The organism is Halobacillus massiliensis (assembly GCF_900166625.1).
GTDB classification, from domain to species: domain Bacteria; phylum Bacillota; class Bacilli; order Bacillales; family Halobacillaceae; genus Halobacillus_A; species Halobacillus_A massiliensis.
Genome location: NZ_LT800499.1, coordinates 2661618 through 2678502, shown reverse-complemented (window position 1 = coordinate 2678502; position 16885 = coordinate 2661618). Strand labels below are relative to the sequence as shown.

Genomic DNA, 16885 nt, shown 5'->3' with positions numbered 1-16885 from the left:
CGATAGGAGGGCACGTAATGGATTTTACCTATTCAGAAAAGGTGAGTGATCTCCAGGAAAAGCTCACTTCTTTTATGGAAGAGCATATCTATCCAAACGAAGCTGTATACAATGAACAATTAAATTCTCAAGATCGTTTTGCCGATATTCCGCCAATCATGGATGAATTAAAAAACAAAGCAAAGGAAGCAGGGCTTTGGAACTTGTTTCTCCCTGATAGTGAGTATGGCGCAGGGTTAACAAACACGGAATATGCTCCGCTTTGTGAGATTATGGGACGGTCGGCCATTGCTCCCGAAGTTTTCAACTGTGCGGCTCCTGATACAGGGAATATGGAAGTGCTTGTCCGTTATGGAACAGATGAACAAAAAGAAAAGTGGCTGAAGCCGCTGCTTGATGGAGAAATCCGCTCATGTTTTTCAATGACAGAACCTGATGCAGCCTCCTCGGATGCTACGAATATAAATACCAGTATTGAGCGTGTGGGTGATGAATATGTGATCAACGGAACTAAATGGTGGTCTTCTGGTGCCGGTGACCCTAGATGCAAAATCAGCATTGTCATGGGGAAAAATGACCCGGATGCTCCAAAATATGAACAGCAGTCAATGATCCTTGTCCCGCTTGAAACACCAGGAGTACATATAAAGCGGACACTGCCGGTTTTCGGGTATGATCATGCTCCTCACGGTCATGCAGAAATTGAATTCAAGGACGTGCGGGTTCCCTCCTCTAATCTACTATGGGGTGAAGGAAAAGGATTTGCTATTGCTCAGGGACGGCTCGGGCCGGGAAGAATTCACCACTGCATGAGAACGATCGGTGCGGCTGAAAGGGCACTTGAGGATATGTGTGCCCGCGTGAAAGAACGTGAAACCTTCGGTAAAAAGCTTGCGGATCAAGGAGTTATCCGAGAATGGATTGCTGACTCAAGAATTGAAATAGAGCAGGCAAGGCTTCTTACGTTAAAAGCAGCCTACATGATGGATACTGTCGGTAACAAAGAAGCGAAGGCAGAGATCGCGATGATTAAAGTCGTTGCTCCAAATATTGCACTAAAAGTTATCGATCGTGCGATACAAGCGTTTGGGGCTGCAGGGGTAAGCAATGATACGCCGCTTGCTGCCAACTGGGCTAATATTCGTACATTAAGACTTGCTGATGGTCCTGACGAAGTACACCGGCGTGCTGTCGCTAAGCATGAATTGAAGAAAACACCGCATAGGAGTAATGCTTATGCACGCTAAAGAATTGTTTGATTTAACAGGTAAAGTAGCTATCGTAACAGGAGGCGGACGTGGTCTCGGTGAGCAAATTGCTAAAGGATTTGCAGAGTCCGGTGCTCATGTGGTTGTCTGTTCGAGAAAGCTTGAACCGTGCCAGCAGGTAAGTGAACAGTTAAAAAAGCTTGGAGTAGATTCGTTAGCCTTTAAATGTGACGTGACAAAACGAGAGGATATTCAGGAGGTCGTTGATCAGACAGTAGCGCATTTTGGCCGGATTGATATTTTAGTAAATAACAGTGGAGCCACATGGGGTGCTCCGGTAGAAGAAATGCCGCTGGAAGCATGGCAAAAAGTTTTTAGCGTAAACGTAACAGGCACGTTTCTTATGTCACAGATCGCAGGTAAAGTAATGCTCGAGCAGGGGGCAGGGAAAATCATTAATATTGCTTCAGTGGCCGGGCTTAAAGGTTCAGACCCTGAGCTAATGGATACGATTGGCTATAACTCGAGCAAGGGGGCTGTACTTACATTTACTAAAGACCTTGCAGTTAAATGGGGGCCGCGAGGTATTCATGTCAATGCAATTGCCCCTGGCTTTTTCCCAACTAAAATGTCCAAAGTTCTTATGGAGGAAGGAGAAGATTCCTTCCTTAAAGGAACTCCGCTGCGCAAGTTTGGCGGTGATGACGATTTAAAAGGAGCTGCTATATTTTTAAGCTCAAAAGCATCTGATCATATAACAGGAGACGTCGTGATTATTGATGGCGGTTCACATGCAATGTGAAATTAATAGAAAAGGGGTGGTCAAATGGCAAATCAAGATGCCGTGATTGTGGCAGCTGTAAGAACAGCCATTGGGAAGCAGGGGGGGAGTTTAGCACAGGTACCTGCCCATTTGCTTGGGGCTGAGGTCATCAAAGAAGCTGTGAAAAGGGCGTCTGTCTCCCCAGATGAAATCGAGGATGTCATTATGGGAAACGTTTTAAGTGGAGGTGGAAACATTGCCCGTCTTTCAGCTCTACAGACAGGGCTTTCTATTAATCTTCCAGGCTTAACGGTGGATCGGCAGTGTGGATCAGGACTAAATGCAATTCATCTGGCAGCCCAGGCGATTGAAGCTGGTCATGGGGAAGTATACGTAGCAGGTGGAACGGAAAGTATGAGCCGGGCTCCTTATTTAATGGATAGGCCGGAGCGTGCCTATAGTCCGGTTCCTCCAGCTTTTAGAAAATCTCAGCTTTCTCCTGAAATAATAGGAGATCCTCCAATGGGCATAACAGCTGAAAACCTTGCAGAAAAGTATGAGATTACAAGAGAAGCACAGGATCAGTTCGCTCAACAGAGCCAGGAAAGAATAGCGAATGCCATAAGTGAGGGCCGTTTTAATGATCAAATTGTACCTCTGATGATTCCTGTAAGAAAAGGAGAACCGATCGAATTTAAGGTGGATGAACATCCGCGGCCGCAGTCTAAGCTTGAAGGAATGGGTAAACTTTCTCCGGCATTTAAAAAAGATGGGAGTGTCACGGCTGGAAATAGTTCTGGTTTAAATGATGCGGCCTCAGCCCTTACACTGATGTCACGTGCTAAGGCTGAAACGTCCGGATTAAAGCCGCTTGCAGTAGTAAAGGCCTGTACGGTAGCCGGGGTAGATCCAAATATAATGGGAATAGGTCCGGTGCCTGCGACTCAGAAAGTTTTACAGAAAACGGGCCTTAGTCTTGAGGATATTGACCTCATTGAAATAAATGAAGCCTTTGCCGCTCAAGTACTTGCCTGTAATAAAGAACTTAATTTCGATATGGATAAAGTTAATGTAAACGGAGGGGCTATTGCCCACGGCCACCCGCTTGGTGCAACGGGAGCTATCCTTGTAACAAAAGCGGCTTATGAACTGAAGCGAACGAACGGCAGATTTGCGTTAATTACTGCCTGTATCGGTGGAGGGCAGGGGATTGCCATGATTATCGAAAGAGAGTAAATCCTCCCGTATTTAATAGGTTTAGGAATGTTATAATGTTATATCATCCCTAAATGAGAGGACAATGGACCTATGAAAGAAAAGATAATGGACATAAGTATTCACTTATTTGATAAGAAAGGATTTACAGAGACATCGATTCAGGAAATCGTGGAAACACTCGGAGTTACAAAAGGTACGTTTTACTATTATTTTAAAAACAAGCAAGAGCTTCTGACAGATATTCATCTTCATTTCATCGAATTTTTATTGAAAAATCAGCAGCAAATTTTAGAGGATGAATCGAAGGACAGTAAAGAGAAACTTCGAGCAATGATCCACATGATTTTGACAAGTATTAAGGATAGAAAAAAAAGTGCGCGGATATTCTTCAGGGAAATGCGTAACCTTGAACCCAATTACCTTGATCAGAACGTCAAAAAACGTGATCAATTCCGGATTAACATGCAGGCTCTTCTGGAAGAAGGCATTCGGAATGGGGAGTTTGATGACAGCCTTAATCCCAATATGGTAACGAGGGGAATTCTTGGAATCACAAACTGGAGCTACTATTGGTTTGATCCAGAAGGGGATGTGTCTGAAGAGCAGCTGGCAGACATCTACCTTAACTTAATTTTAAACGGCATTATAAAAAGAGAATAAAGTGTCCCTCCATCTGCGGAGGAATTCTGTTAAAAACATACTAACCGGTTAGAATGGATGTGAAAAACTTGAATCATGATGTAAAGGTGAGAGTGAGATTTAGTGAGACAGATATGGCCGGCCACGTAAATAATTCAAGTTACTTCATTTACTTAGAAGAAGCCAGGGGAAGGTTTTTTGAAGATAAAGTTCCGGAAACAATAAATTCTTTTGGTCGTTTTATTTTAGCTTCAACGAAATGCAACTATGTTAATCAGGCTTACTATGGTCAAACTTTAAAGGTTTCTACATGGGTCTCAAAGATTGGAAATAAGAGCTTTCATTTTGCACACAGCATTCATATAGAAGACACAGATGAACTTGTGGCTGAAGCTGATGCTGTGATTGTTAACTTTAACTATAAAGAGCAAAAGAGCGAGCCGATTTCTGATGAATTGAGGGAAGTGCTGGAACATCATATGGCCACAGCATAAGTAATGGGGGGATGAATTTGCTTAACTTTAAAGATACTGTAGCTGTAGTTACAGGAGCAGGAAGCGGTATTGGGAAACAGACTGCAAAAATTCTGGCACAGGGAGGTGCCCGCGTAGTTTTAGTTGGCCGGACTCTTTCTAAAATAAATGAAGCGGCAGAGGAAATTAACAATGGTTTAACTGAACAGGCAGCCGTCAGTTTTCAGGCAGACGTAACGAATGAAGCTGATATTGAGGATCTGGCAGCATTTATTAAGAGTAACTATGGATTTCTGCATGTGCTCGTTAATAATGCAGGTACCTCAGGAAAATCAACGATTATGGATATGGAAGCCTCTGAGTGGGACCGGATTCAGGAAACCAATTTAAAAAGTGTTTATCTCGTCTCCAAAAAGCTTGGTCGTCTCATGATGGAAAGCGATGCAGGGAATAAGGCGATTGTGAACGTGGCTTCCTTATCCGGTCATAAAGCAGGAGCTAAAATTCCACACTACAGCTCCTCTAAAGCGGCTGTTATCAATTTTACAAAAGCACTGGCTCTTGAGTTTGCCTCTTACGGAATCCGTGTGAATTCTGTATCACCAGGTTTTGCGGAAACACCTTTAACAGCAGAAGGGTTAAAGAAGAAAAGGTTTGAGGAAGCGATTCAACGAAACACGGCTTTAGGCAGAGTAGGTAAGCCGGAAGAAATCGCAAATGTCATCACATTTGCCGCATCTAATGAAGCTTCCTATATGACGGGTTCAGATTTACTAGTCGATGGCGGATGGTTGATCTCTTAGTTTTTTAGTTTTTATGGCAGCGCTTACAAATTGTTGTTTAGTAGAAAAAGGAGAGATGTTTCATGCAGACCAAGCACTTTGAATTTTGGCCGAAGCTTACAAAGTCTATTACCGTACCGGAAACTTCAATTTACGATAACCTCAAAGTCTCTGCTGCCCGCTATCCTGATCATGAAGCCATTTATTATTACGGAAATACAGTAACTTATAAAGATCTTCTGCAGGAAGTAGATTATATAGCTGGGTACATGCAACAGTGCTTAGAAATCAAAGAAGGAGAGAAGGTTTTACTGTTTATGCAGAACTCTCCTCAGTTCATCATAGGCTATTATGCCATTTTACGTGCCGGGGCGGTGGTAGTGCCCATTAACCCGATGCTGAAAACGAACGAACTTGAATTTTATATTAAAGACTGTGCCATTCGAAATGCTATTATCGGTCAGGAATTTAAAGATGTAGTTGAACCGCTGATTACAACAACTACTCTTGAAAACATTTTGAGTGCAGCTTATTCCGATTATAAAGGGAAGGACATGGATTCCGAACTCCCGCCGGAAGTTTCTGCAGAAAGGGCTGAGCTTCCTCGTCCCCATTTTCATATATGGGCTGAAGCTATAAAACTTAGAATCAATCCGAAAGACGTAACGGCTTCAAGTAATGACTTAGCCGTACTGCCGTATACTTCTGGTACAACAGGGCTGCCAAAAGGGTGTATGCATACAAACCGAACAGTACAGGCCAATATTGCCGGAGCTTTTTACTGGTCCCGGGCCACTATGGATTCAAGTACATTGGCAACACTTCCCTTTTTCCACGTAACAGGGATGGTACACAGTATGCACATGCCTATTTTCAGCGGCAATAAAATGGTAATTATGACGAGGTGGAACCGTGAAACAGCACGTCAGCTCATTCGTGATCAAAAGTGTACGCACTGGGTAACCATCAGTACGATGCTCGTTGATTTTCTCGCAAACCCAGAAGTAAAGCGGGAGGATTTAAAAACACTAACAGCGATTTCCGGTGGAGGAGCTGCATTTCCTAAAGCTCTTGGAGAGAAGCTTTATAAGCTGACCGGATTAGAGTTCGTTGAAGGCTATGGACTCTCAGAAACGATTGCTCAAACTCATTTTAATCCACCGGACAGGCCAAAGCTGCAGTGTCTTGGTATTCCATCCTTTGATGTAGATGCAAGAATAATTGATCCAGTAACGAATGAGGAAGTGAAAACTGGAGAAGTCGGTGAAATCATTGTCAACGGCCCGCAGGTTATGATCGGGTATTACAATCGGGAAGAAGAAAATGAACTTTCATTTATTGATATCGAAGGAAAATCATTTTTTAGAACAGGTGATATCGGAAGGCTGGATGAGGAAGGATACTTTTTCATTGTGGACCGTGTGAAGAGGATGATTAATGCTTCAGGCTATAACGTATGGCCGACAGAAGTGGAAACAGCGCTGTATGACCATCCTGCCGTCCAACAGGCCTGTGTCGTCGGTGTGCCGGATCCGAGAAAAGGGGAGAACATTAAGGCTTTCGTCATTTTAAACGACGATTATAAAGGCAAAGTTTCAGAAGAGGAAATTATAGAATGGTCCAAGGAAAAGATGGCGGCTTATAAGTATCCAAGACTTATTGAGTTTAAAAACGAATTTCCAACGACTAACAGCGGTAAGATTCTTTGGAGAAAACTTCAGGAAGAAGAGAGGGAGAAAGTTGAAAAAGGCTGACGCCCTGGTCTCAGGGCGCTTGATGCTTTAAAAATTGATCGTTAAAGGGGAAGTTAAATGGATATTTTAATTCAGCAGCTTTTTAATGGGTTAACGGTCGGTAGTGTATATAGTCTTGTCGCTCTTGGACTTACGCTCGTATATGGGATACTTCACATTCCGAACTTTGCCCATGGAGCCCTTTATATGCTTGGCGCCTATACTACCTTGACGATGATGCTTCTCTGGGGTATTCCTTATTGGATTGCCATGGCAGTTTCCGTGCTCGTAGTCGGGCTGCTTGGTGTCATCATGGACAGACTTGTATTTCACCCACTGCGAAATGCACCTCCTATCCATGACAAAATTGCCGCGATTGGAATTTTATTGTTTCTTGAGGCTTTCGCCCAGCTGATTTGGGGAGCTGAGTATCGGACAATGACCACACCTTATGGCCAGGTTATTGAGTTATTCGGGATGACACTGACGATGCAGCGGCTGTTAATTAACATTGGAGCAATTGCTGTGATGATTCTGCTTTACTTATTTTTGAAAAAGACGTATATCGGCTCAACAATTATTGCTATGGCACAGAACCGGGAGGGAGCTCACTTAGTCGGTATTAATCCGAACAAAGTGGCCATGCTGACATTTTTCATTTCAGGCGGGCTTGCCGCTATTGCCGCGTCTCTCTCAGCACCGATCAATCTCGTGTTTCCTGGAATGGGCCACCTCGTTATTTTAAAGGCGTTCGTTATTATTATTATTGGCGGCATGGGGAGTGTCCCCGGGGCTATTTTAGGAGGATATATCCTCGGCTTTACAGAAAGCCTTGGAGCCACTTATATATCAAACGATTACAAAGACATTATCGCTTTCCTTCTGCTCGTGGCCATACTTTCGATAAAACCTAAAGGTCTTTTTACGAGGGAGGGTTTTTAATTGGGCTCATTCCTAAAAAAGAAGGGCTGGATCTTAGGTCTCGTCATCCTCGCCGTTATCTTTCCATTGGTTATCCAGAATGCCTACTTTCTTCACGTACTAACATTAGCATTTATTTGGATGATCGCGGTGTATGGTCTTAACCTGCTGGCCGGATATACAGGATACTTGTCCCTGGCTCATGCAGGATTTTTCGCCATTGGCGCTTATTCATTAGGTCTTTTAACCGTAAAGACAGGGATGAATTACTGGGCCGCTCTCATTCTCGCTTGTATGATCACAAGTGTGATCGGCTGTCTGATAGGGATAGTTGCTTTACGGACGCGGGAGCATTTTTTTGCGATCTACACCCTTTGCGTTGGATATATTATTTATCTCGTTATTGATAAATGGGACAGCTTAACAGGCGGAGTGCGCGGCTTAATAGGTATCCCGGCTCCTACTAATATTGGACCGCTGTCTTTTGATTCTTCATTCTCTCAATATTATCTCGTTTTGTTTTTCTTAATCTCTACTGTGTTCATTATGTATCGTATTGTTCATTCACTGACAGGACGAACATTTATCGCCATCCGAAACAGTGAGGATCTGGCACAGACGATCGGCATATCTACTATGAAGAATAAACTGCTCGTGTTTGTGATTTCTACATTTTTTGCGGGGCTTGCGGGTGCTTTGTACGCATCATTTATTCGTTTTATAGGGCCTGACATCGCATATGTGACCGTTATCTTTGATTTGCTGACATATTTGTTAGTCGGAGGAATCGGGACGCTTGCCGGACCAATTGTCGGAACCTTTCTTATTGTAACCGTTTCTCAGTCGCTTCAATTTTTACAGGACTACCGGATGCTCATATTTGGACCGATGTTAACTATACTGATTATTTTCTATCCAAGAGGGATCGCCGGTGCTTTTCTTGATTGGCGAGTAAAGCTCAGTTCAAAGAAAAGGAATAAGCAAGTCCCCGGAAAAGCCTATTTTGATTCAAAGTCTGAAGAAGAGCAGAAGGTTAAGGAGGGATGAGAAAAGTGTTCATTGAAACAAAGAAGCTTACAAAGAGATTTGGAGGACTGGTGGCTGTAAATGAAGTAGATTTCTCGATTGAAAAAGGAAAGATTAATGCCATCATTGGGCCTAATGGTGCAGGTAAATCGACTTTTTTTAATCTTGTAAGCGGGAACTATACCCCAAGCGCAGGCCAGGTCTTTTACAAAGGAAAGGATGTTACAAAGCTTCCTCCTAACAAAATAGCTATGCTCGGAGTAGCTCGCACTTTTCAGACGACCAACCTGTTTGAACAGTCAACGGTTCTGGATAACGTTATTGTCGGTCATAGACTCCGCACACAATCAAACTTGCTTGATGCCGTGTTACGAACAAAGCGTTTTAAAAAAGAAGAGGAAAAATGCAGAGAGAAGGCGTCAGAAGTCCTCGATTTTGTTGGTTTATCTCATCTTAAGGATAAGCTGGCAGCCAACACGACACAAGAAGAGAAAAAGCGTGTAGCCTTTGCTCTTGCGCTGGCAACTGACCCGGAAGTAATTTTTCTTGATGAACCGACGGCTGGCATTAATCCAGGTGAGACAGCTGGACTTGCGGATCTTATGAAGAAGATGGTCAAACAGGGGATTACTGTCTGCTTAATTGAACACAAGATGAAAATGATTATGGAACTTGCAGATAAGATTATGGTCTTAAACTACGGTGAAAAGATTGCCGAAGGAACGGCGGAAGAAGTGATGAACGACAAAGCGGTTATCGAGGCTTATTTAGGAGGGGACGCCAGTGCTTAGTCTCTCAAATGTTTCCGTTCAATATGGAAGCTTTACAGCAGTAAAAGATGTAGACATCAGTGTGGATAAAGGTGAACTCGTCGTCCTCTTAGGATCAAATGGTGCCGGGAAAAGTACGACATTTAATGCCATCAGCGGCCTGCAGAAACCAGGTGCAGGAAATATTTTATTTGAAGGGAAAGCCATAAATGGACTGGCCCCAGATAAAATTGTGAAATCAGGAATTGTTCAGTGTGCGGAAGATCGCAAGCTTTTTCCACAAATGTCTGTTCATCAGAACTTGATAATGGGGGCCTATGTACATCGTAAAAATCGTAAACAGGTGAAAGAGTCTGTCGAGAGTGTTTATCATCTCTTTCCTATTTTAAAAGAGAAAAAGGAACAAGCAGCAGGATCGTTAAGCGGCGGTCAACAGCAGATGCTTGCAATTGGCAGAGCATTAATGGCGAAGCCTAAGCTGCTGCTATTAGACGAGCCATCTATAGGTTTGGCGCCGTTAATAGTGGAGCAGATGTTTGAGGTGATTCAGAAAATCAACAGGGACGGAACAACAGTGCTTCTGGCCGAACAAAATGCTTATGCAGCCTTAAAAATAGCAGATAGAGGTTACGTTTTTGAAAGCGGATCTATTGTAGTGAAAGGTTCATCAGATGAATTGCTGGCTAATAATACGGTTCGTAAGGCGTATATAGGGGCGTAATTTTTCAGTGCAGAACACCAAATTATGAGGAGGATATTAATGAGGATCTTAAAGTTATCTGCTTTTTTGGTGATGGCGGCTTTTGTGCTTATCTTGACAGGATGTATCGAAAACCCTGATAACGAAGCGGCAAGTGAAAGCGGGGAAGCGGAAGAAACAGATGCACCTGCCGTTGAGGAAGGCGAAGAAGTAGTGAATATCGGTTACAGTGGTCCTTTAAGCGGAGCAGCTGCCCACTATGGAGAGCGGGCCAGAAACGGCCTGACTTTAGCTATTGAGGAAATCAATGAAAATGGCGGTTTTGAAGTGGACGGAAAAACTTATAAATTCCAACTAACCTCTCTGGATGATAAGTACCTTCCTAATGAGACAGCATCAAATGCCAAGCGTTTACTGCAAGAGAACGAAACGCCGATTATTTTCGCTCCACACAGCGGCGGGATCCAGGCTATGCAGGTATTCAATGAACAGGAAAACTTCCTTATCGGTGCCTATTCCAGTGAGCCGGCGGTAACGGAAGCCGGTAATGAATTAACTGTAAGAATTCCTCCGAGCTATGACATATACTTAGAACCTTTTACATCGTATGTGATGGAAAAACATGGAACTAAATTAGCGGCACTGCCAACAGCTTCTCAATATGGAAAAGACTGGACAGAAAAACTACTTCCTTTTTGGGAAGAAGAGGGCGGGGAAGTTGTTTATAATTCCTCGATCGATTTCTCGAAAGATACCGACTTTTTCACACTGGTAACAAATGCACTAAAAGAGGATCCGGATGTCATGTTTATCGGCGGCGCCTCAGAGCCTACAGCAAAACTGGCCAAGCAGGCACGGGAGCTCGGATTTGATGGCGGGTTTATCGTCATGGATCAGGCTAAATTCAATGAGATGGAGAAGGTTACAGGAACATACGACACGTTTGAAGGTTCTGCCGGAGTAACCCCTTTAATTCATTCCGATTACCCGGGTACGAAAGAGTTTATCGAGAAATATAAAGCTGCACACGGAGAGGATCCTGGTTCTGAAGCCGGATATCATTACTTAGCCATGTACGCTTTTATGGAAGCGATGAAGGCGGCAGGAAGTGTGGATGACCCTTCAGCCATACGTGAACACATGCAGGAAGGTCTGGATGCTGTACCTGAAGATAAGCAAGTATATACCATTAAGAAGATAGACGAGAATGGCGGCTTCCAAACAGAACTGCGTGTAGCGGCGGTAGAGGATGGAGAAGTAGTGACAATGGAAACAGATGAATAAAAGTTAAAACGAAAATGGCTCTGTTTAAGCTGATACGGAGCCTTTTTTAATCAAAAAGGAGGATGAATTAATGATGGATTTTTCTTTAAGTGAAGAGCAGGAAATGGTACGAAAAGTAGTTCGGAAATTTGTGGATAACGAAATAAATCCTTACATACAGGAGTGGGATGAACAGGGTCATTTTGAAACTTCTATTTTAAAGCGTCTGGCTGATCTCGATTTAATGGGAGTTTGCATTCCGGAACAATACGGTGGAAGCGGCATGGACTATAATACACTCGCCATTGTTTGTGAAGAGCTGGAGCGCGGTGATACAGCATTTCGAACAGCGGTTTCCGTACACACTGGTTTAAACAGCATGACACTCTTGCAGTGGGGAGATGAATGGCAAAAACAGAAATATTTAATTCCTCAAGCTAAAGGAGAGAAAGTCGGGGCATTCGGCTTAACAGAACCTAATGCAGGATCAGATGTAGCCTCTCTGCAGACAACGGCGGAAAGAGAGGGAGATTCTTATATTTTAAATGGGCAGAAAACATGGATTTCCCTATGTGATCATGCTGACCATTTCCTTGTATTTGCTTATACCGATAAATCACAGAAACATAAAGGGATTTCAGCATTTATCGTTGAGCGGACAATGCCAGGTTTTTCGTCGAAAGGAATGAAAGGAAAACTTGGCATACGTGCCGGAAATACGGGAGAGCTGTTTTTTGACAATGTCAAAGTGCCGAAAGAAAACCTGCTGGGTGAAGAAGGGGAAGGTTTCAAAATTGCCATGTCCGCCTTGGATAATGGCCGTTTTACGGTTGCCGCAGGAGCATGCGGTCAAATACTTGCCTGCCTTGAAGAAAGCGTAAAATATTGCCATGAAAGAAAAACATTCAGCAAAGAAATCGGCAAACATCAACTTGTACAGCAGATGCTTGCGAAAATGGAAGCGGGATATCAAATGTCACGCCTGCTCGTCTTCCGTGCCGGAGATTTAAAAAACCAAGGAAAGAGAAACACGAGGGAAACTTCTCTTGCCAAGTGGCAGGCCTGTGACTTCGCAAACGAAGCAGCTAATGATGCTGTCCAGATTCATGGAGCTTACGGCTACTCTAATGAATACCCAGTTGAACGCTTCTTGAGAAACTCTAAAGCCCCTGTAATTTATGAAGGAACTCGTGAAATTCATACGGTTATGCAGGCGGAATACGTGCTGGGATACCGATCAGATAAACAATTGTCGCGTTCTCTTCCTGCGTGGCCTTATGATGAAGTAAAAGAGGAAGTATAGGAAAGAATCAAGGTGGGTGGAAATCACCCACCCTTTTCTGAATGAAAAAGGTGGTGTAAGAATGATGGTAACCGAAGGTGTTGAACAGATTCCCCTGCCAGCTTTTCTTTTAGACGATGAAGGTTTCATTCTCACCTTTAATAAACTAGTTAAGCATAAGCTTCCAGGAAGAATAGCTACAGGAATGGATATAAAAAAAGTTTTTCCTCAGTGGAGGCTGGATTCACCTTTTGTCATGGGGGAAAGTGAAGGAGTACAGCGGGCATTCGTACGATGTAGTAGGAAGGAGAAGGACAGTCATTTATACATTGGGATCTTATCCTCCACACTTAACGAACTAATAAAAGAAAACAAAGAATTAAAGAAGTTTACCAGGGAGCTCGATGCTATTATTGAGAATTCTTATGATGGTATCTACATTACAGACAGCAAAGGAGTGACATGGAAAACAAATTCTGCCATCGAGAGAATTACGGGAATTCCAAAAGAGTATTATTTGGGGAAAAATGTCTCCTCTCTTATGAAACGAGGTATATTAGAAAATTCAGTAACTCACAGAGTTGTTAAGCAAAAGAGAACGGTTTCTCTCGTGCAAAGTAATTTCCAGGGGAAAGAAACGTTGATAACAGGAGCCCCTGTTTTTAATGAAGAAGGAGAAGTAGAGAAAGTTGTTACGAACATAAGAGATTTATCGGAGTTAAATGAACTTCAGGCGAAACTTGGCGAAATGAACCAGTTAAAGGAACAGTATAAAAGAGAACTCGATCTTTTAAAAAATAAACCTCATACAAGAAATGGAATGGTTATAAGAAGTGAACCTATGAGGATGGTTTATGATACTGCTGAACGTATGGCAAATGTTAATGCCACAGTATTAATTCTTGGGGAGACGGGTGTAGGGAAAGACGTACTTGCCGAATTTATCTATAAGGAAAGCACTCGATCCAAAGAAGGACAATTCATTAAAATAAACTGTGGGGCTATCCCAAGGGATCTGCTTGAATCAGAATTATTTGGTTATGAAAAAGGGGCATTTACTGGAGCAAGTATTAAAGGTAAGCCCGGTCTTTTTGAAATGGCCGACAAGGGAGTATTATTTTTAGATGAAATTGGAGAATTACCATTATTGCTTCAAGTTAAGCTGCTTCGAGTTCTTCAGGAAAAAGAAATTCATAGGATTGGCGGGACTTCTCCGAGAAAAGTAGATGTGAGAATTATTGCAGCAACCAATAGAAATTTAAAAGAGATGGTGGTACAGGGGAGATTTCGCGAGGATCTCTATTATAGACTAAATGTCCTCCCTATTTCTATTCCTGCCCTGAGAAATAGAAAAGATGACATTTTACCATTAGCTGAAACTTTCTTAAAAGAAGCTAATAAAAAATATCAGATGAATAAAAAGATAGATGCCAGTTTGAATAATTTCTTATATTCCTATCACTGGCCTGGAAATATACGAGAGCTTTCAAATCTATTAGAGCGGCTGGTCATTACTGCTCCAAATGAGAGAATAGGAATAGATAGTCTCCCAAATGATTATTTAGGTTTTAAAACTGATCTTCCTGCACCCGGGTCGCTTCTAACTTTAAAAGAAGCTGCCGAGCTGGGTGAGAAAAGAGTGTTAAAACTTGCAGCAGAGAAATACGGCAGTACTTACGAAATAGCGAAAGCGTTAGAAAGCAGCCAGCCAACTATTGTAAGAAAGCTGAAAAAATATAACCTGACTCTTTCAGGCAGAGGGGGACCAGAATGAAAATTGGCATAGCGGGTGCGGGAGCTGTTGGGTGCTATTTTGGAGGGCTTCTGGCAAAAGCGGGTCACGAGGTAACATTTCTAGCAAGAGGTGAACATTTAAGAACTATGAAAGCAGATGGTTTAGTGATCAGGGGAGATACTAAGGAGTTTGATGTAGAAACTAATTTTACAGACAATCCTTATGATCTTAGTTCCTGTGAACTCCTCTTGTTTTGTGTTAAATCCAATGATACGAAAGAGATGGCTGAGCTTTTAAAGAAGTCTCTTCAAAAAGATTCTTTAATATTGACAATGCAAAACGGAGTTGAAAATGAAGAGATTCTTCAAGAAGTATTTTCACTTAACCGTTTATTATCTGCAGTGACATATGTACAGGCTGCCATAGAGAAACCGGGTGTGATTCGACAGCAGGGGAGGGTAAAGCTTTTAATCGGGGACTTAGGAGATCAACATCATTCTGAAGGAATTGTCTCTTTATTTCAGCAGGCAGATATCGAAACCGGCTGGTCGGAAAATATTTTGTACCGAAAATGGAGTAAGCTGCTGTGGAACGCTACTTTTAATCCATTGTCAGCCATCGCACAGGCAAAGGTGGGACAGATTTTAGAAGATCAAAACCTTTATGAAACGGCACGACAAATTTGCTTAGAAGCTGTCGAGGTAGCCATAAGTAAAGGTTTTAACTTTGATAAGGAGAAAACAATAAATGAAGTCTTTTTCCGGGCGGGATATGCAAAAGCCCATCAGACTTCTATGCTGCAGGACCGCTTGAACGGTAAAAAAATGGAAGTTGAGGCGATGTGTGGTTATATTGTTAAAGAGGGAAAGAAACTTGGAATTTCCACACCGATTCTTCAATCCATATACAGTATATTAAACTATATAAATGAAAAGTCCTTCCCTTCAATTCAGAAATGAATCATTGATTCAAAAATGACTTATGATTATGGGTAAATGATTCACTTTTGAATTTTTCACTAAAGATTTATTTTTTATACGCCAGCTAACGATAAATTTAATAGAATACTCGAAATTTTATAATATTTAAAAAGCCTGCGCATGCGGGCTTTTTATCGTTTTATACATAAAGCCACTTATAGTTGGCATGGAATTTGCATGTATAAAAATGAAGACAATTAACGAAAGGGTGTTTATTGTGTCAGTAACTATGACAGATGAAATTCAAGCCATGAAAGTAATGATTAAAAATTTTGCTGATAAAGAAGTTGAGCCTTATGCCCAACAGATTGAAGATGAAGATGCCTTACCGCAGCATCTTGTAGAAAAAGCTAAAGAGTTGGGACTGTTTGGGATCAGTATTCCAGAAGAGTATGGGGGCATTGGATTAAATGCTGTTAGTAAAGCCATGGTGCTTGAGCAGCTTGGCCGCACGCATAACGGATTTGTCTCTTTGATCAGTGCTCATACAGGGATTGGGAGCACGGGTTTAGTAAAGCTGGCTTCTGACTTTCTGAAACAAAAATACCTTCCATCCATGGCCTCTGGTGAAAAAATTGCCGCTTTTGCACTTTCTGAACCAGGTGCAGGATCAGATGCGACGAATTTATCCACACAAGCTGAGAAAAGGGGCAGCAGCTGGGTTTTAAATGGAACAAAGCATTTTATTACAAACGCACCTGTTGCTGACGTGTTTACTGTATTTGCCTTAACAGATAGAGAAAAAGGAGCAAAAGGAGGGATTACCGCTTTTTTAATTGAAAAGGATTTCCCAGGACTGGTTATTGGTAAAAAAGATAAAAAAATGGGACTTCGCGGTTCATACACGGCTCAGGTTATTTTTGAAGATTGTATAGTTCCTGAAGAAAATGTAATTGGAGAAGTCGGGATGGGTTATATCAATGCCCTGCGTATTCTCGGTGAAGGTCGAATTGGATTAGCTGCCCGTGCCGTGGGGTCTTGTGATAAATTGATTGAACTATCGGCCAGCTATGCGAAGGAACGTGTCCAATTTGGGAAACCGATTGCTGAAAACCAGGCCATTCAGTGGATGCTTGCAGATATGGCTACGGAAACGGAAGCAGCCAGAACATTGACAATGATGGCCGCTGAAAAGGTTGATGCTGGGGAGAAAGTCATTAAGGAAGCTTCTATGGCTAAACTCTTTGCTTCAGAAGTATTTAATAAGGTTGCAGATAAAGCCGTACAAATCCATGGTGGCATAGGATATATCGCAGAATATCCGGTAGAAAGATTTTACCGCGATGCCAGAATAACAAAGATCTATGAAGGCACTAATGAAATTCAGCGGCTGTTGATTGCTAGAAAAGTCCTTGCAGAAAACTAATTGACCAATATTTTGAAAGCGTTATC

The 16885-nt window shown here is 42.4% G+C and carries 16 protein-coding genes; all 16 read left to right on the top strand.

Features of this window, described 5'->3' with window-relative positions; genetic code table 11:
• Positions 1-17: 17 nt before the first annotated feature.
• On the top strand, positions 18-1247 hold the full coding sequence (locus tag B7E06_RS13355) for an acyl-CoA dehydrogenase family protein (protein WP_082234466.1): 1230 nt from the start codon (positions 18-20) through the stop codon (positions 1245-1247).
• A complete protein-coding gene (locus B7E06_RS13350) occupies positions 1237-2010 on the top strand; it encodes an SDR family oxidoreductase (RefSeq protein ID WP_082234465.1) in 774 nt (257 codons plus the stop codon). Before B7E06_RS13355 ends, B7E06_RS13350 begins: the two co-directional genes overlap by 11 nt.
• Before the next feature lie 24 nt (positions 2011-2034).
• Positions 2035-3207 carry a thiolase family protein gene (locus tag B7E06_RS13345; RefSeq protein WP_082234464.1) on the top strand — a complete coding sequence of 391 codons (1173 nt, stop codon included), beginning with the start codon at positions 2035-2037 and terminating at the stop codon, positions 3205-3207.
• A 72-nt stretch (positions 3208-3279) separates the two neighbouring features.
• On the top strand, positions 3280-3849 hold the full coding sequence (locus B7E06_RS13340) for a TetR/AcrR family transcriptional regulator (protein ID WP_082234463.1): 570 nt from the start codon (positions 3280-3282) through the stop codon (positions 3847-3849).
• A 68-nt stretch (positions 3850-3917) separates the two neighbouring features.
• On the top strand, positions 3918-4322 hold the full coding sequence (locus B7E06_RS13335; protein WP_179134052.1) for an acyl-CoA thioesterase: 405 nt from the start codon (positions 3918-3920) through the stop codon (positions 4320-4322).
• Between the two features lie 17 nt (positions 4323-4339).
• Complete coding sequence (locus B7E06_RS13330) at positions 4340-5104, top strand: SDR family NAD(P)-dependent oxidoreductase (RefSeq protein WP_245807735.1); 765 nt, start codon at positions 4340-4342, stop codon at positions 5102-5104.
• Between the two features lie 62 nt (positions 5105-5166).
• Positions 5167-6837 (top strand): long-chain fatty acid--CoA ligase, encoded by a 1671-nt coding sequence (locus B7E06_RS13325; RefSeq protein ID WP_082234460.1) that lies wholly within the window; start codon positions 5167-5169, stop codon positions 6835-6837.
• A 57-nt stretch (positions 6838-6894) separates the two neighbouring features.
• Positions 6895-7758 (top strand): branched-chain amino acid ABC transporter permease, encoded by an 864-nt coding sequence (locus B7E06_RS13320; RefSeq protein WP_082234459.1) that lies wholly within the window; start codon positions 6895-6897, stop codon positions 7756-7758.
• Entirely contained in the window at positions 7759-8784 is a 1026-nt protein-coding gene (locus tag B7E06_RS13315) for a branched-chain amino acid ABC transporter permease (RefSeq protein ID WP_082234458.1), read from the top strand. It abuts the gene before it with no gap.
• A gap of 5 nt (positions 8785-8789) precedes the next feature.
• Positions 8790-9554, top strand: coding sequence for an ABC transporter ATP-binding protein (locus B7E06_RS13310; RefSeq protein ID WP_082236007.1), 765 nt, complete (start codon positions 8790-8792; stop codon positions 9552-9554).
• Positions 9547-10254: an ABC transporter ATP-binding protein gene (locus B7E06_RS13305; RefSeq protein WP_082234457.1), complete on the top strand. Its 708-nt coding sequence runs from the start codon at positions 9547-9549 to the stop codon at positions 10252-10254. Before B7E06_RS13310 ends, B7E06_RS13305 begins: the two co-directional genes overlap by 8 nt.
• 39 nt (positions 10255-10293) lie before the next feature.
• Complete coding sequence (locus B7E06_RS13300) at positions 10294-11517, top strand: ABC transporter substrate-binding protein (RefSeq protein WP_082234456.1); 1224 nt, start codon at positions 10294-10296, stop codon at positions 11515-11517.
• Positions 11518-11590: 73 nt separating this feature from the next.
• The gene (locus B7E06_RS13295; protein ID WP_082236006.1) at positions 11591-12799 is read left to right on the top strand and encodes an acyl-CoA dehydrogenase family protein; all 1209 of its coding nucleotides are present in this window, start codon (positions 11591-11593) and stop codon (positions 12797-12799) included.
• A 61-nt stretch (positions 12800-12860) separates the two neighbouring features.
• Positions 12861-14552: a sigma-54 interaction domain-containing protein gene (locus B7E06_RS13290; RefSeq protein WP_082234455.1), complete on the top strand. Its 1692-nt coding sequence runs from the start codon at positions 12861-12863 to the stop codon at positions 14550-14552.
• The gene (locus B7E06_RS13285) at positions 14549-15472 is read left to right on the top strand and encodes a ketopantoate reductase family protein (protein WP_082234454.1); all 924 of its coding nucleotides are present in this window, start codon (positions 14549-14551) and stop codon (positions 15470-15472) included. Before B7E06_RS13290 ends, B7E06_RS13285 begins: the two co-directional genes overlap by 4 nt.
• A 238-nt stretch (positions 15473-15710) precedes the next feature.
• The gene (locus B7E06_RS13280) at positions 15711-16859 is read left to right on the top strand and encodes an acyl-CoA dehydrogenase family protein (RefSeq protein ID WP_082234453.1); all 1149 of its coding nucleotides are present in this window, start codon (positions 15711-15713) and stop codon (positions 16857-16859) included.
• Positions 16860-16885: the final 26 nt, after the last annotated feature.

Coding starts and splice junctions, on each gene's coding strand:
- B7E06_RS13285 (WP_082234454.1), top strand. CDS start 14,549: ATGAAAATTGGCATAGCGGGTGCGGGAGCTGTTGGGTGCTATTTTGGA.
- B7E06_RS13300 (WP_082234456.1), top strand. CDS start 10,294: ATGAGGATCTTAAAGTTATCTGCTTTTTTGGTGATGGCGGCTTTTGTG.
- B7E06_RS13355 (WP_082234466.1), top strand. CDS start 18: ATGGATTTTACCTATTCAGAAAAGGTGAGTGATCTCCAGGAAAAGCTC.
- B7E06_RS13325 (WP_082234460.1), top strand. CDS start 5,167: ATGCAGACCAAGCACTTTGAATTTTGGCCGAAGCTTACAAAGTCTATT.
- B7E06_RS13345 (WP_082234464.1), top strand. CDS start 2,035: ATGGCAAATCAAGATGCCGTGATTGTGGCAGCTGTAAGAACAGCCATT.
- B7E06_RS13320 (WP_082234459.1), top strand. CDS start 6,895: ATGGATATTTTAATTCAGCAGCTTTTTAATGGGTTAACGGTCGGTAGT.
- B7E06_RS13295 (WP_082236006.1), top strand. CDS start 11,591: ATGGATTTTTCTTTAAGTGAAGAGCAGGAAATGGTACGAAAAGTAGTT.
- B7E06_RS13350 (WP_082234465.1), top strand. CDS start 1,237: ATGCACGCTAAAGAATTGTTTGATTTAACAGGTAAAGTAGCTATCGTA.
- B7E06_RS13340 (WP_082234463.1), top strand. CDS start 3,280: ATGAAAGAAAAGATAATGGACATAAGTATTCACTTATTTGATAAGAAA.
- B7E06_RS13290 (WP_082234455.1), top strand. CDS start 12,861: ATGATGGTAACCGAAGGTGTTGAACAGATTCCCCTGCCAGCTTTTCTT.